Here is a 14,506-nt window from a genome sequence, read left to right on the forward strand (position 1 = left end):
CTCCTGCGACTATCAAATTGGCTATCGATTGCGTCTGCAAGAAGTCTAGCAAGAAACAGCCTCCACTGCACACGCAAGTCCGATAAACAAAAACGCATCCGTCCTGGTCTAAGACGGATGCGAAATAATTGAACTATTCAGGCAAGGTGCCGGAACTAGCAAACCTGACGGATTGCAATACCCTTCTGATACTCATCGACCTTGGCAAAATCGCCCAGACCCGGGCACTCGACCACGTTGGCGCCGGTGGCCATCGAGAGGCGCAGGGCATCCTCGACGCGCTCGGGGGCGTCGTGCCACACGGAAAGGAAGGCGGCCAGCGAGGAGTCGCCCGCGCAGACGGTCGACAGCAGCTTGACGTCGAAGGTGCGGTTGGCAAACCAGATGTGCTCGCCGTTGGAGAAGTACGCGCCGTCGCCGCCGAGCGTCAGCAGTACATTCTTAGCGCCCTTGGCGTGCAGCTCGGCCATGGCGCCCTTGACGGACTCGTCGTCGCCACCGCTCACCTTAATGCCAAAGATGTCGAGCAGCTCGTCGTCGTTGGGCTTAATGAGCAACGGCTCCATAGCAATGAGGTCGGCCAGCTGATGGCTCGAGATATCGAGCACGAACTCGGCGCCCTTCGCCTTCACGCGACGCAGGACCTCTGCCAGAAAGCCCTCGGAGGTGTTGGGGGGCAGCGAGCCGCTGATAACCAGGCAGGTCATGTCATCGAGCGAATCGATAAGCTCAAACATCTCCTGCTCGTTGGCTTCGTTGATGGCGGCACCGGCGTTGACCATGTTGTACTCGGTGTCGGGACCGGCATTGAGGAACACGTTGACGCGCGTGATGCCGTCAGTCCACACGGGCTTGACGGGCACGCCCAGGGCCTCGGCACCCTTAACGATAAACTCGCCCGAGAAGCCGGCGAAGAAGCCCAGGATCGTGGTGTCGACGCCGTAGTGGTCGAGCGTAAACGAAACGTTGAGACCCTTGCCGTTGGGGGTGTAGACAGCGTTACGGGTGCGGGTAACGGTGTTGGCGGACAGGCCATCGCAGGAGATGTTGTAGTCAATAGCGGGATTTGCAGTAAGCGTGTAAATCATGAATGTTCCTTTCACGAAGCAACGTGTTAATGAAAGTATATTCCACGCTTCGGTAAAAGGCTACAACAACTCGGTGAACGGTGTGGAACGCGTGAAGCGCGGCTCCGAGGTTCGAGTGGGACAAAAAAACGGCGCCCCGGTCGAAACCGGGACGCCGTATGCGCACGAGTTTGTCGCGTTTCGCTTACTTGCGATCGAGCTTGCGGACAGCAACGCGCTTGCTGTACTCGTCGACGTGACCAAAGTCGCCGATGCCGACGGACTCAGCAACGTTGGCGCCGGTGGCCATAGCGAGCTTCATGGCCTCCTCGACGTTGTCGCGATCCCTGTACCACTTGTGCAGGAACGCAGCGAGGGTGCAGTCGCCGGCGCAGACGGAAGAGACAAGCTTGATGTTGAACTCACGCTTGGCATACCAGATGTCCTCGCCGTTGGAGAAGTAAGCGTCACCGCGGCTACCACGGGTGAGCAGCACGTTCTGGACGCCGGCCTCGTGAGCCAGCTTCATGGCAACGCGGACCTCGTCGTCGGTGTCGACCGGCACGCCGAAGATAGCCTTCATCTCGTGATGGTTCGGCTTAATGAGCAGCGGCTTCTTGTGAGCGAGCTCCTTGAGCTTGTCGGAGGACAGGTCCAGGACGACGTCGGCGCCGCGGGCCTGAGCGTGCTCCATGACCTGAGCCAGGAAGTCAGGCGTAGCTTTGGGAGGCACGGAACCGGAGACGATCAGGCACTCAAGGTCGCCCGCGGTGTCCAGGATGTTGTAGAGCTCCTCCTGGTGCTGCGGCGTGATCGGAGCACCGGGGTTGAGGATGCCGTACTCGTGCTGGCCATCGTTGACGTAGGTGTTGATGCGCGTGATACCGTCGGTCCAGACCGGGCGGCAGAGGCAACCCAGGTTCATGACCTCCTCGACGATGAACTTGCCCGTGAAGCCGGCGAAGAAACCGAGCGCGACGGTGTCGACGCCCATCTTCTTAAAGGCGAAGGACACGTCGAGGCCCTTGCCGTTAGCCGTGTAGCTGGCCGAGCCGGTGCGGACGTTCTCGTCGGGCTCGAGCGGAGAGCTCGAAACCGTCATGTCGACAGCCGGGTTAGCGGTTAGCGTGTAGAACATTTACAGTACCCCCTGTATATGTGAGGGCCGCGTGGCCGGCCCATTCCAACCACGCGGTTACCTCTGATACCAAATTAGCGAGCTGCGGACTCGAGCAGTGCCTTGACCTCGGCAGCGGTGTTGCAGGCGAGCGCCTTCTCGGCGAGCTCGTCGCACTCGGCCTTGGTCCACTGGCTGATGGTCTTGCGGGCGCGCAGGATGGACGGAGCGCTCATCGAGAACTCCTCCAGGCCCCAGCTGATCAGCAGCGGCTCGAGCAACGGATCGGCAGCGGCCTCGCCGCACATACCGACCATGATGCCGGCCTTCACGCCGCTCTCGATGATGTTCTTGAGCGAGCGGAGCACGGCGGGATAGTAAACCTGGTACAGGTTGGAGATGGTGTCGTTGCCACGGTCGGCGCACATGGTGTAGCCGATCAGGTCGTTGGTGCCGATGGAGAAGAAGTCGGCGACCTCGGCCAGGCGGTCAGCGAGCAGCGAGGCTGCAGGCGTCTCGACCATGATGCCGACCTCGATGTTCTCGTTGAACTTGCGACCCTCTTCGGTCAGCTCGGTCTTGCACTGCTCGACGAGCTCCTTGACAGCCAAGACTTCCTCGACGCAGGTGACGAGCGGGATCATAATCTTGACGTCACCGAAGGCGCTGGCGCGCAGCAGGGCGCGGAGCTGGACCTTGTACTGGTCGGGGTTGGCCAGGCAGTAACGCACGGCGCGGAAGCCCATGAAGGGGTTCTCTTCCTTGACCATGTGCAGGTACGGAATCTCCTTGTCGCCACCCACATCGAGCGTGCGGATGATGACCGGAGCGCCCTTGAGCGCGCTGGCGACCTTACGGTAGGCGTTGAACTGCTCCTCCTCGGAAGGAAGCTCAGCAGAGTCCATGAACAGGAACTCGGAACGGAACAGGCCGATAGCCTCGGCGTCGTGATCGAGCGCGTTGGGCACGTCATCGGGGTTGCCGATGTTGCAGGCAATGATCTTCTTGATGCCGTCGGCAGTCACGGACGGCTTGCCGCGGAAGGCCTCGAGAGCCGCCTTCTCGGCAGCGAAAGCCTCGGCCTTGGCAGTGTAAGCGGCGAGCGTCTCCTCATCGGGATCGGCCTCGACGATACCCTTGCCACCGTCGACGACAACGGTCATGCCGTTGCGCAGTGCGGTGCAGCTGTTGGAAACCGAAAGGACAGCAGGGATCTCGAGGGCGCGCGCAATGATTGCGGAGTGCGACGTGCGGCCACCAGTCTCGGTGACGATACCGGCAACGTGCGCCTTATCGATCGTGGCGGTCATGGACGGCGTGAGGTCGTGCACGACAACGACGGTGTTCTCGGGCAGGACGGAAAGGTCGACGACCTCCTTGCCCAGCAGCTCGGCCAGAATACCGGTGCGGATGTCGGCGATGTCGGCCGCGCGCAGACGGAACATCTCATCGTCCATGGACAGGAACATGTTCTCGAACATGGTCGAGGTGTCCATGAGCGCCTGCTCGGCGCAGGTGCCGCCGTCAATGGCGGCGTTGATGGCGTCGGTCATGCCCGGATCCTGAGCCAGGACAATGTGTCCGCTCATGATCTCGGCCTCGGCCTCGCCCACCGTCTCCTTCATGTGGTCGGCCTGAGCCTGGGTCTTCTCGCAGAAGACCGAAAGAGCGGTCTGATAGCGCTCCTTCTCTGCTGCCGAATCAGCAACCTCGTGCGGCTCAAACGTCAAGTCGGGATCGACGGCGACCATGACGGTGCCGATACCGATGCCCTCGGAAGCGTTGACTCCCTGATACATTCCCATTCCTCTCTCCGTGTCATGTGATAAAGCGTTTTGCCATATCCATGACAAAAGAGCGCAGCTACCTTAAGACAGGTCACTGCGCCCCCAAATATGAACTTAGTTGTTCAACATGCGACCCGTTTGAGTTCTACTCGCCAAGACCGCTCTTGATGAGCTCGATGGCAGCAGCCAGAGCCTCGGCCTCGTCGGCGCCGTCGCACTTGACCTCGACCTCGGTGCCGCAGGGGATACCAGCAGCCATGAGGGCCATCGGGGACTTGCCGTTGACCTCCTTCTCGGGGGTGACGACCGTCACGTCACAGGCGTACTTGCCCATGGTGGAGGCGAACAGACCAGCCGGACGCATGTGCAGACCCTGAGGATTAACGAGGGTAGCCTTCTCAGAAACCATAGTTGACTCCTTTTTTGTGTTTAACCCCTGTCATGCATGTGGCAGGAGTCAGATTCACGACGTTGTTTATATTAACTCACATCAAACGGTTTTTCATTGTGTTTCGCACGAATTGTTGGACGGATGTCTGTCTTGTCCGCTCGCCTGCCGGGCGGGGCGGTTAAGTTTTCTGCTCTACAGTCCTGCGCAAGACGGAAAGCACATTAAGTGCTTTCCTTTGCGTGCGGAACTCGCGACAAACTTAACCGCCCCGCCCGGCAGGCGAGTTGCGGAAACTCGGATGGTCCAGAGCAATATCGTGCGAAAGGAATTCTGGCTGAATTATTGTTCGCGTGGGTGATTCAGTCGATGAGGGCTATTAATGCCCTGTTGGGGACTAAGGAGTGTCCCGGGGTGCCGGCAGGAAAAGGACGTCCCTAAGTGCCGGGTGGCATGAAAAAAGGCGAGGACCCGTAGGGAGTCCTCGCCTTTGTTACAGGGGGCGATGTTATTCGCGTACTGTTGAATTAAACCAGGCGGGCGTTGATCGTCTTGGCGATCTCGGCGGCGTCGGTGGAACCCTTGACGGTGGCACGGAAGTCCTCGTCCATGAGCGCCTCGGCGACCTTGGACAGGATCTTGAGGTGCGTGGTGCCAGCCTGTGCACCAGGGATGAGCAGAGCGATGGCCACGTTGACGGGAACGCCGTCCATGGTATCCCAACCGGTCACGCCGGACTCGTCCTTAACGACGATGACGGCAGCCTCGGTAATGGCGTCGGACTTGGCATGCGGAATGGCGAAGCCCTCCATCATGCCCGTGGTGCCCTCGGCCTCGCGGGCCAGGAAGGCGTTCATCACAGCGTCGGCGTCGCTGGCGATACCGGCCTTGACAGCCTGGTTGGAAACGAAGCTCAGAGCCTCGTCACGAGAAGCGAAGTCCTCGGCGACAAAGACATTCTCAACCTTCACGAAGTCGGCAGCCTCGGCCTTAGGGGCCTCAACGGCAGCGGCCTTGGAAGCCTCAACCGGCTTGGCTACAGGAGCGGCCTTCTGGTTCTTCTCGAAGTCGTACTTCTTGAAGGCCACGAACAGGATGCCACCGACCACAGCGCCGATGAGGATCGCGAGGACCCACAGCGGACCGTTCTCGACAACGGGCAGGACCAGGAAGCCACCGTGGGGCGCCGGATCGTGGACGTTGAACATAATGGTCAGGATCGAGGCGATGGAGGAACCGAGCATCATGATGGGCATGACCGGCCAGATGTTCTTGGTCATGAACGGAATGGCGCCCTCGGTGATGTGGGTGCAACCAAGAATGAGGTTGACGATACCGGCGTCGTGATCCTCCTGGCTGAAGTACTTCTTGCCGACAACGACAGCGAAGGTGGTGATCAGCGGCGGAACGATGCAGGCGGCGGAGACGGCAGCCATGAAGTTGGTGCCGAAGTTGTAGGTGTCGGTGCCGACGCCGGCGGCCAGGGCCTCGGTGAGCATAGCGGTACCGGTGACGTAAGCAGCCTTGTTGACCGGGCCGCCCATGTCAACGGCGCACATGCAGCCGATGGCAAGGCCCAGGACAATGGCGCCAGAGGCGGACAGGCCCTTGAGGAAGTCCATCATGGCGGTGTTGATGGCAGCCATGGGGCCGGAGATGCCGAGCATGACCAGGCCGACGATGGCAGTCGAGAACAGCGGGTACAGGAAGATAGCCTTGAGGCCGTCCAGGTTCTTGGGCAGCTTGGAGAAGACCTTCTCGAGCAGCAGGATGACATAGCCAGCGAGGAAGCCGCCGACGATGCCGCCCAGGAAACCGAAGCCCACGCCGGCGCCGCCGGCGTCGATCATACCGGTCTCGGCGTTAACGGGCAGACCCTGGATGGCGATCATACCGGCAACAAAGCCGGGGACGAGTGCCGGGCGCTTGCCGATGGACTCGGCGATGTAGGCGGAAAGCACGGGAACCATGAGGTTCATGGCGATGCCGCCGATGATCTTGAGCATAGCGGCAAAGCTGTTGTAGTCAGACGCCGTCGAATCGAAGGACGTGATGCCCCACAGGAACGAAACGGCGGTCAGGACACCACCGGCGACGACGAAGACCAGCATGTGGCTGACGCCGTTCATGAGGTGCTTGTAGATGATGTGGCCGATGGACTCCTTCTCCTCGACCTCATCCTCGACATCGGCAGCAGCCGCAACCGAGTCGTCACCCTTGGCGGCGAGCGCGCGGTCGATCAGCTTACCGGCTGCCTCAACGGACAGGGCCTTGGAAACACCAACGGAAACCATGCGCTTGCCGGCGAAACGCTCCGCCTGGACATCCTTATCGGCTGCGACGACGACGGCCTTGGCACCGGCGATCTCGCTCTTGGTGAGCTCGTTCTCGACACCGACCTGGCCATGGGTCTCAACCTTAATGGTCAGACCTCGCTCGGCAGCTGCCTTCTCCAGCGCCTCCTTCGCCATGAAGGTGTGCGCGATGCCGGTCGGGCAACCGGTGGCGGCGATGATGTCAAACTTAGGCATGTGTCCCTCCTTCTTGAGTACTGCGCCCGCAGGCGCTCCCCTACACGCGCATCCTTGCGCGCTTTTCCACAACTGAAAGATACCAACCTACCGTCCGCGTGAGAAGAGACAAGGCGCAATTCTCCGGTGAAAGGTTCTTTCATAACCGTAAACGGTAAGTGAAAGTTTACCATCAACACTTGAAACGGCAAGGTGTATCTTGTGATTGAAAATGCCCGTATACTATGGCATTGCAAATCAAGTTAGATTTTCATGCCAACCAGGAGCCATCCATGACCGATAGTAGCAAGAGCGCACTTTCCCTCATTAGTACCCACCAGGGATACAGCGAGTCCGAGCAGCGCATTGTCGACTATATATTGGAGCACCAGTCCGAGGCGCCGCGCCTGACGGCCGCCCAGCTCTCACGAGCCGCCGCCACGTCCGAGGCGACGGTTTCGCGCTTTTGCCGCAAGCTGGGCTTTGGCAGCTTCCGCAGCTTTCAGTTTTCGTTGGCGAGGGATTTGGAAAGCCAGCGCAACGAGGGCCTGACTGACGAGGTCTCGCTCGACAATATGGAGCAGAGCCTCAAGAACATCCTGGCTGCCAAGGTGAGCGAGCTTAATGCGACCATCGACGGGATCGACCACGATACGCTGGCGGCTGTTGTGCATGCCCTTAAGCATGCAGGGGTTATTGAGTTTGCGGCTGTGGGCAATACCAACGCGGTCGCGCTCGATGCGACGTTTAAGTTTTCGCAGCTGGGCCTGCGCTGCATGGCGAGCACCATAAGCGAGACCTCGATTGGTTTTGCGCTCACGTTACGCCCGGGTGACGTTATCGTACTGATTTCGAACTCGGGCAAGTCGCGCCGTTTGAATCGCATGGCAAAAGCGGCTCGCGACTGCGGCGCAACCGTAGTCGTCATCAGCAGCGACAGCAAATCCCCGCTCGCGCGCCTGGCAGACTACACTTTTAATACCGTCAACCACGAAGCGCTGCTGACGACGGGCGACTTTGCGTTCTCCAAGATCAGCGCCACGATGATCATCGAAGTTATCTACAACTTCCTGCTGCCCGAGATTGAAGACGCTCGCGAACATATCAGCTACTACGAGGAGCTCATCCAGCCGGACAAGGTCGTTGAGTAAAACGCGTAGTGGGACAAAAAATTTCAGTCTATTTTGTCCCACCAACACCGCTGATACGACCTAGCCTCGAACTTCTTCGAGCATCTGCTTTGCGTGGGCCAAGCTTGCCTCGGACTGATCGCCGCTCAACATGCGGGCAATCTCGGCGGTACGCGCTTCGCCGGTTACCTCGTCCAAATGCGTCTGGGGAACATCGCCCGGCTCCTTGCTGACAACATAATGCTTGTCGGCCATGACGGCGACTTGCGCCAAGTGGGTTACGACAATCACTTGATGCGTAGCGGCAAGATCGGCCAGCACACCAGCAAGAGCACGAGCCGTGGAGCCGCCGACACCGGCATCGACCTCGTCAAATACCAGTGTGTCGACGCCGTCAGCATTACCCAAGACCACCTTGCTCGCCAGCATGACGCGGCTGAGCTCGCCGCCCGAGGCAATGCGGCGCAGGGGACGCGGCGTCAAGCCGACACCGCTGCGATACAAAAGCTCGTAGCTTGAAGGACCCGCCGGCGTCCACTCGGCGCGCGGAAGATCACGCGACTCCCAAACGAGCTCGGCGCCGCCCATCTCCAGGCGCGCCATTTGGCGGCCAACCTCGTGACAAAAACGCGGAGCAGCGGTATTACGCGCACGCTTGAGTGCCTTGGCGGCAGCGAACAGCTCGCGCTCGGCGCTCCCGAGTGCCTCACGCGCCTTTTTGATCTGTTCATCGCCATCATCGACCAGGGACATCAGCTCTTGCGAGCGATCGCGCATGGCAAAAACATCGTCCATGGTGGGACCCCACTGACGCAACAGGCCCTTGAGATCGGAATACCGCTCACGCATGCGAGCGAGCTCGCGCGGGTCGAAGGCGACGCCATCGCGATAGGCACGAAGCTCGTTCGCGCTATCCTCAAGGGAGATGCAGGCATCCGAAAGCGCATCGGCAATGTCGCCCAGTTTGCGATCGACGGTAGCCATACGGGAAAGCTCTGCCACGGCGCTGTTCACGGCATCGAGCGCTCCACCTTCGGCGGCAAGCGATGCATGGGCATCGTTAGCTGTGGCAACCAGTACCTCGGCATGTTCGGAGCGCGGCAGCAGTTCCTCGAGTTCCTCATACTCACCCGGCTTGGGGTCGACCTCGGCGATACGCTCCAGGGCGAAGCGCGCCTCCTCGACGCGACTCCCCTGCGCACGCGACGCCTCCTCTACGCGACGGACCTCCTTGGCAGCCGCACGCGACGCCTTGAAGCAGGCACGGTAACGGTCGAGCGCCTCGAGCGCAGAGCGACCAGCCCAGGCATCAACCATGGCAACATGATGCGCCGGATCGAGCAGACGCTGATGTTCATGCTGGCCGCACAGATCCATCATCACGCCGACGCGCTCGGAAAGCTCGCGCACGCTGGCGATGCGGCCGTCAATCTTGACGCGGCTGCGACCCTCGGCAGAAAGGCTGCGCTGCACGGTAAAGCCCTCCGTGTCGTGCGGGCCGTCGAACAAGCGTGCCTCGACGCTCGCCAGCGCCTCTCCCTCGCGCACGGTCGACGAATCTGCACGCTCGCCCAAAATGAGCTTGAGCGCCGAGAGCAGCGCGGTCTTGCCGGCACCGGTCTCGCCAGTCAAAACCGTTAGGCCCGCACTCGGCACCAGCGTCGCCTCGCGAATGAGTGCAATGTTGGAAACCTGCAGCTCATCGATCATGACGCACTCCGTAGAACACGCGGCTCACGGAGTTATAGAAGCTCTCGGGACCGTAATCGAGAAGCAGCACATCTCCGGGACCGCGACGCACCGCCACGCTCTCAACGGTGCCATCGCAGGTAATAAACTGTCCATCGATAGCGATCGCCGGAACACTCGGACGGTCATCAGACATAAAGATCTCGACGACATCACTCGGCGAGGTCAAAAAAGCGCGAGCCTGAATGGTATGCGGGGCGATGGGCACACAGACCATACCCGTGTAATCGGGGCTGACAATGGGACCGCCGGCGGAAAGCGCATAGCCGGTGGAGCCGGTCGCCGTCGAAACGACGACACCGTCGCCGCGCAGGCGATCGATATGATGGCCGGACACCGTGATGTCAAACTCAACCATATCGGACAGGGGGCCGCGCGTAAGTGCCATATCGTTGAGGGCAAACGTGCGCACGACATCCTTCGTGCCATCGTCGCGCACGGACACGATATCCGCGGCGATGGTGGCGCGGCGGCTCACGTGCAGCTCACCGGACAGAGCATCGCTCACGACCTGCAGAATGTCGCGCTCCTCGGGGCTCGCAGCAGTTAAAAAGCCCAGGTGACCATAGGAAAGACCAAGGATAGGAATCTCGCGATGGTTGAGGATGCGGGCAGCGCGCAGCAACGTACCGTCGCCGCCGAGCGTAATGACCAGATCTGAGCCATCAATATCAGGCGTGCTTTGAATCTTCGATCGCTGGTCGGCAGCCCATGCGACCTCGTAGCCCTGGCGCGAAAGCCAAAGCTCGAGCATCAGGCCGCTCTCGACCGCCTCTTGCTTGTAGTAATTGGGAACCAGAAAGACCTTCATAGCGTTGCAGCTTTCTCGCTCAAAGCCGATACCTGGGATTGCAGCTCATCGTCGGTGCGTTCACCAGGGGCAAACCTTGTGCCGTACAGGAAAAACTCAACGTTGCCCTTAGAGCCATGGATGGGCGACACGCACACGTCAAGCGGAAACAGGCCCTTGGCGGCAAAAAGCTCAATCGCCGCCACGAGCGTATCGCGGCGGACGGCGGGGTCGGTCACGATACCGCGCTCGCCCACCAGCGCAGCCGGCGCCTCAAACTGGGGCTTTACGAGCGTGCAGAACGAACCCGAAGGCTTCAGGCACGCCAGCACCGCATCGATAATGTTCGCGATGCTGGTAAACGAGACATCACAAACAGCCAGGTCGATGGCGCCGGCATAGCCAAGCTCAGGCAGCTGCGTCACGTTGGTGCGCTCATGCAGCGTCACGCGATCGTCCTGACGCAACGACCAATCGAACTGTGCGCGACCAACGTCCACCGAGACAACGGTCGCAGCTCCGCGTTTGAGCAGGCAATCGGTAAAGCCGCCGGTAGAGCAGCCTACGTCCAGGCAGGCAAGGCCCGTGGGGTCGATACAAAACGCATCGAGCGCACCCTCAAGCTTAAGGCCGCCGCGCCCAACGTACGGAATGCGCCCCTTCACGTGCAGCGGCAGGCCCGGCGTCACCTTGAGCCCCGGAGAGGTCAAACGCTCACCGCCGCTCGAAACCAAGCCGGCCATAAGAGTGCGAAGGGCATCCGCGCGATCGGCGCAGATGCCCTGTGAAATCAGTTCGTCATCAAGACGCACGCGTTTCATGAATGCCATCAACCATTCGTATCCGGAGATGCGGCTAGCTATCCTGGGATTCGTTTGCCGCATCCTCATCGTATTCCTGCTCGAGCTTATCGGCCTCACGCGGCGTCAGCTCAAACTTGTCGACCATATCGACCGCGCGGGAGCCCAGCTCAATCGCTTCGTCAAACAGATCGAGTGAACGCTCCAAGGACGTATCCTTGGAGCGAACGGTAGCGATGATCTGGTCCAGACGGTCCGAGATCTCGTCAAAGTTGCGGACAGAACCCTCTGGCATGGCTACTCCTCGACGGAGTCGGACTCGACGGCCTCAGCAGCGTCCACATCCTCGGCAAGTACACCGGCGGTAGCCTGAGCGGCAGCGACCTTGGCGGCAGCCTCAGCAGCCTGGGCCTCCTCGCGAGCGCGATCCTCGGCCAGCAGTTCCTGGTACAGGTCCTCGCCCGGCAACTCCTCGCTGCGCGCGATCTTGCCCAGCACGCCGTTGACGAACGACGCGGACTGGTCGATGCCATAGGCCTTGGCAAGTTCGACGGCCTCGTTGATCACGATAGCGTCCGAGACCTCTTCGTCGGTGAGGAAGCGCATCTCGTAGACGGCGATACGCAGCAGATTGCGGTCGGCGCCGGGCATGCGCATAAGATCCCAGTTCTTGGCGACGGCGCGCAGGGCACAGTCGATGCGATCGATATGCTCGTAGGCACCGCGGCACAGCTCCAGCGCATAGGGGTCGAGGGGGCCCTTCGAGATCAGGAAATCGCCCTCGAGGACGCGCTCGAGCGGACTGTCCGTGGCCTCGGCCTGGAACAGCAGCTGCAGCGCCTGACTGCGGGCAAGCGTACGCCCGCGATAAACCTTAAGGCTCAAAGGTTACTCCTTGGGGAAAACGAGGCCGTCGATGCAAACGTCAACGCGCTCGACCTCAACGCCCACCTGGGCATCGATGGCAGCGACCACGGCAGCGCGAACGGCCTCGGCGAGTTTCTTGAACGGATAGCCAAAGAACACCACAACGCGCACGGTGAGTGCGAGCTTGTCGCCGACGACCTCGGTCTCGACCGCCGGCTCGGAAGCCGGGGCCTTGGACGAGAGCATCATGGAGACAAGGTTGGTGGCAAGGTCCTTGACGCCAACGGAGGCGATGCCCTCGACATCGGACACGGCGCGCGAGACGATGGCGGTCAGAACATCGGGCGAAATGCCGATGCCGTCAATCTTGATTTCCTGGGGCATGAGTCCTCCTAGAAGAGTTGGTTGCTAGACGCGGGAGACGAACTTGCCGTCGCGGGTGTCAACCTTGATGACCTCGCCCTCGTTGAGGTACATGGGGACCTGGATGACAGCGCCGGTGTCGATCGTGGCCGGCTTGGTGGAACCCTGGACGGTGTCGCCCTTAAAGCCCGGGTCGGTCTGGACGATGGTGGTCTCGATGAACATCGGCGGAGTCACGCCCATGAGCTCATCGTCGGCGAAGAGCAGCTGGCAGATGTCGTTCTCGCGCAGCCACTTGGAGTTCTCGCCCACCATGTCCTCGGGAACGGGAACCTGCTCATAGGATTCGTTGTCCATGAAGATGTAGTCGGTGCCATCGTTGTAGAGGTACTGGAACTCACGGGTGGTGAGCATGACGCTCTCGAACTTGGTGCCGGCGTTGCAGGTGTTCTCGACGACGCGGCCGCTCTTGATGTCGCGGGTCTTGTAGCGCACAAACGCGCCGCCCTTGCCCGGCTTGACATGCTGGAACTCGACGATGGTGTAGACCTTGTCCTTAATGCGGAGACCGAGGCCGTTCTTGAAGTCGGCGGTAGAAATGGTAGGCATAGCGACCTTTCTTGTTATGGGCAGAACGCACAAGCGTCCAAATTACATACGAGCGAAATTATACACTTGCAGACGGCGCCTGCAGCGAGCGCATAAAAAGAGAACGCGGGGCGTCCGAATTGCTCCGGAGGCCCCGCCCCAAACTATCTACCGAAGTAGACTAGCAATCGATGACGTGAAGGTCATGCGGCGTCTTGGTGAAGGGCTCGTAGCCGTTCTCGGTGACCACGCCGTAGTCCTCCAGGCGCACGCCGCCCACACCGGGCAGGTACACGCCGGGCTCCATGGTGATAACCGAGCCGACCTCGATGATGTTCTTGCTGCGGTTGAAGTTAGGCAGCTCGTGGATGTCAATGCCCACGCCATGGCCCAGACCATGGTTGTAGTAATCGCCATAGCCGGCATCGCCAATGATCTTCTTGGAAAGCTTGAAAATGTCGTTGCCCTCGACGCCCGGATGAATGGCGGCAACGCACTCCTCGTGCGTACGGCGCACGAGCGCGTACAGGTCGAGCTGCTCCTGGGTAGGCTCGCCCATCACGACGGTGCGCGTCATGTCAGAACGATAATCGCAGTAGCCCGCGCCGTAATCCATGAGGACGAAGTCGCCCTTCTCGATCACGCGGTCGCTCGGAACGGCATGCGGGTTGGCGGTATTGGGGCCGCTCGCCACGATGGAGCCAAAGGCCAGGCTGTCGGCACCGTTGGCGAATATAAAGTTCTCGAGCTCGTTGCGAACCTGCTTCTCGGTCATACCGGGCTTAATATAGCCGAGCATGTGCTGGAAGGCGGCGTCGGTGATCGACTGCGCGTGGCGCATGAGCTCGATCTCCTCGGCGTCCTTGATGGCGCGCATCTTACGGATGTCGTCATGCATCAGCGGCAGCATGCAGGCAACGGAGCGGTCCTCCAGGCCACGCTGAATACCCTGGTAGAAATTGATCTGCATGTCGTCCTCGACAGCGCAGACGCGGCACTTGTTGGCCGCGATCTTGCCGGCGACCCAACCGGGGATGGTGCCCTCGTCCATGTCGTAGACCCAGGGGCTGCCGGCGGGCGTGTTCTCCTCAAAGCTGTTGAGATAGCGCGAGTCGGTATGGAACAGGCACTGGTCGGCCGTAATAAACGCAGCATGCGGGAACTCGAAGGTGTAATCGAAGACGCCCTTGACGCCCGTAAGCCAACGAAGGTTGGCCTCGTCGCGCACCACGATAGCGTCGTAGCCACGCTCAACCATCAGGGCACGGACACGCTCGATACGACCGGCAGGACCGGCAGCAAACTCTGACATGCAGATTCCTTTCTTGTTGTCTCTATAAAGACGGAACG

Annotated in this window: 14 protein-coding genes; 1 reads left to right on the top strand and 13 read right to left on the bottom strand. The window is 60.6% G+C overall.

The window, feature by feature from the left end; translation table 11 throughout:
• Positions 1–155: 155 nt before the first annotated feature.
• The 5 genes from PMW67_RS03125 to PMW67_RS03145 form a co-directional block, all read right to left on the bottom strand.
• Complete coding sequence (locus PMW67_RS03125) at positions 156–1,088, bottom strand: 1-phosphofructokinase family hexose kinase (protein WP_118266420.1); 933 nt, start codon at positions 1,086–1,088, stop codon at positions 156–158.
• Between the two features lie 184 nt (positions 1,089–1,272).
• Positions 1,273–2,205, bottom strand: coding sequence for a 1-phosphofructokinase family hexose kinase (locus PMW67_RS03130; RefSeq protein ID WP_055250439.1), 933 nt, complete (start codon positions 2,203–2,205; stop codon positions 1,273–1,275).
• Between the two features lie 74 nt (positions 2,206–2,279).
• On the bottom strand, positions 2,280–3,983 hold the full coding sequence (gene ptsP / locus PMW67_RS03135) for a phosphoenolpyruvate--protein phosphotransferase (RefSeq protein WP_055250441.1): 1,704 nt from the start codon (positions 3,981–3,983) through the stop codon (positions 2,280–2,282).
• 133 nt (positions 3,984–4,116) lie between these two features.
• Positions 4,117–4,380, bottom strand: a complete 264-nt coding sequence (locus PMW67_RS03140) for an HPr family phosphocarrier protein (RefSeq protein WP_022094575.1) — start codon at positions 4,378–4,380, stop codon at positions 4,117–4,119.
• A gap of 506 nt (positions 4,381–4,886) precedes the next feature.
• Positions 4,887–6,890 carry a fructose-specific PTS transporter subunit EIIC gene (locus tag PMW67_RS03145; protein ID WP_271738732.1) on the bottom strand — a complete coding sequence of 668 codons (2,004 nt, stop codon included), beginning with the start codon at positions 6,888–6,890 and terminating at the stop codon, positions 4,887–4,889.
• A 272-nt stretch (positions 6,891–7,162) separates the two neighbouring features.
• Here PMW67_RS03145 and PMW67_RS03150 point away from each other — a divergent pair, with 272 nt between their 5' ends.
• Positions 7,163–8,020: a MurR/RpiR family transcriptional regulator gene (locus PMW67_RS03150; protein WP_117806188.1), complete on the top strand. Its 858-nt coding sequence runs from the start codon at positions 7,163–7,165 to the stop codon at positions 8,018–8,020.
• Between the two features lie 60 nt (positions 8,021–8,080).
• Here PMW67_RS03150 and PMW67_RS03155 read toward each other — a convergent pair whose 3' ends face one another.
• From PMW67_RS03155 to PMW67_RS03190, 8 genes are all read right to left on the bottom strand, one after another.
• The gene (locus tag PMW67_RS03155) at positions 8,081–9,709 is read right to left on the bottom strand and encodes a DNA repair protein RecN (RefSeq protein WP_271738733.1); all 1,629 of its coding nucleotides are present in this window, start codon (positions 9,707–9,709) and stop codon (positions 8,081–8,083) included.
• On the bottom strand, positions 9,699–10,559 hold the full coding sequence (locus tag PMW67_RS03160; protein WP_117758136.1) for an NAD(+)/NADH kinase: 861 nt from the start codon (positions 10,557–10,559) through the stop codon (positions 9,699–9,701). The genes PMW67_RS03155 and PMW67_RS03160 overlap by 11 nt, the downstream gene beginning before the upstream one ends.
• Positions 10,556–11,359 carry a TlyA family RNA methyltransferase gene (locus tag PMW67_RS03165; protein ID WP_271738760.1) on the bottom strand — a complete coding sequence of 268 codons (804 nt, stop codon included), beginning with the start codon at positions 11,357–11,359 and terminating at the stop codon, positions 10,556–10,558. Before PMW67_RS03165 ends, PMW67_RS03160 begins: the two co-directional genes overlap by 4 nt.
• A 34-nt stretch (positions 11,360–11,393) precedes the next feature.
• On the bottom strand, positions 11,394–11,633 hold the full coding sequence (locus PMW67_RS03170; RefSeq protein ID WP_006233978.1) for an exodeoxyribonuclease VII small subunit: 240 nt from the start codon (positions 11,631–11,633) through the stop codon (positions 11,394–11,396).
• A gap of 2 nt (positions 11,634–11,635) precedes the next feature.
• Positions 11,636–12,223 carry a transcription antitermination factor NusB gene (gene nusB, locus PMW67_RS03175; RefSeq protein ID WP_271738734.1) on the bottom strand — a complete coding sequence of 196 codons (588 nt, stop codon included), beginning with the start codon at positions 12,221–12,223 and terminating at the stop codon, positions 11,636–11,638.
• Positions 12,224–12,226: 3 nt separating this feature from the next.
• A complete protein-coding gene (locus PMW67_RS03180) occupies positions 12,227–12,589 on the bottom strand; it encodes an Asp23/Gls24 family envelope stress response protein (RefSeq protein WP_117629319.1) in 363 nt (120 codons plus the stop codon).
• A 24-nt stretch (positions 12,590–12,613) separates the two neighbouring features.
• Complete coding sequence (gene efp, locus PMW67_RS03185) at positions 12,614–13,177, bottom strand: elongation factor P (RefSeq protein ID WP_006233983.1); 564 nt, start codon at positions 13,175–13,177, stop codon at positions 12,614–12,616.
• Positions 13,178–13,337: 160 nt separating this feature from the next.
• Positions 13,338–14,468 (bottom strand): M24 family metallopeptidase, encoded by a 1,131-nt coding sequence (locus PMW67_RS03190; RefSeq protein ID WP_271738735.1) that lies wholly within the window; start codon positions 14,466–14,468, stop codon positions 13,338–13,340.
• Between the last annotated feature and the right edge of the window lie 38 nt (positions 14,469–14,506).

The sequence above is a fragment of the Collinsella aerofaciens genome (assembly GCF_028209395.1).
Taxonomy (GTDB): Bacteria; Actinomycetota; Coriobacteriia; order Coriobacteriales; family Coriobacteriaceae; genus Collinsella; species Collinsella aerofaciens_AZ.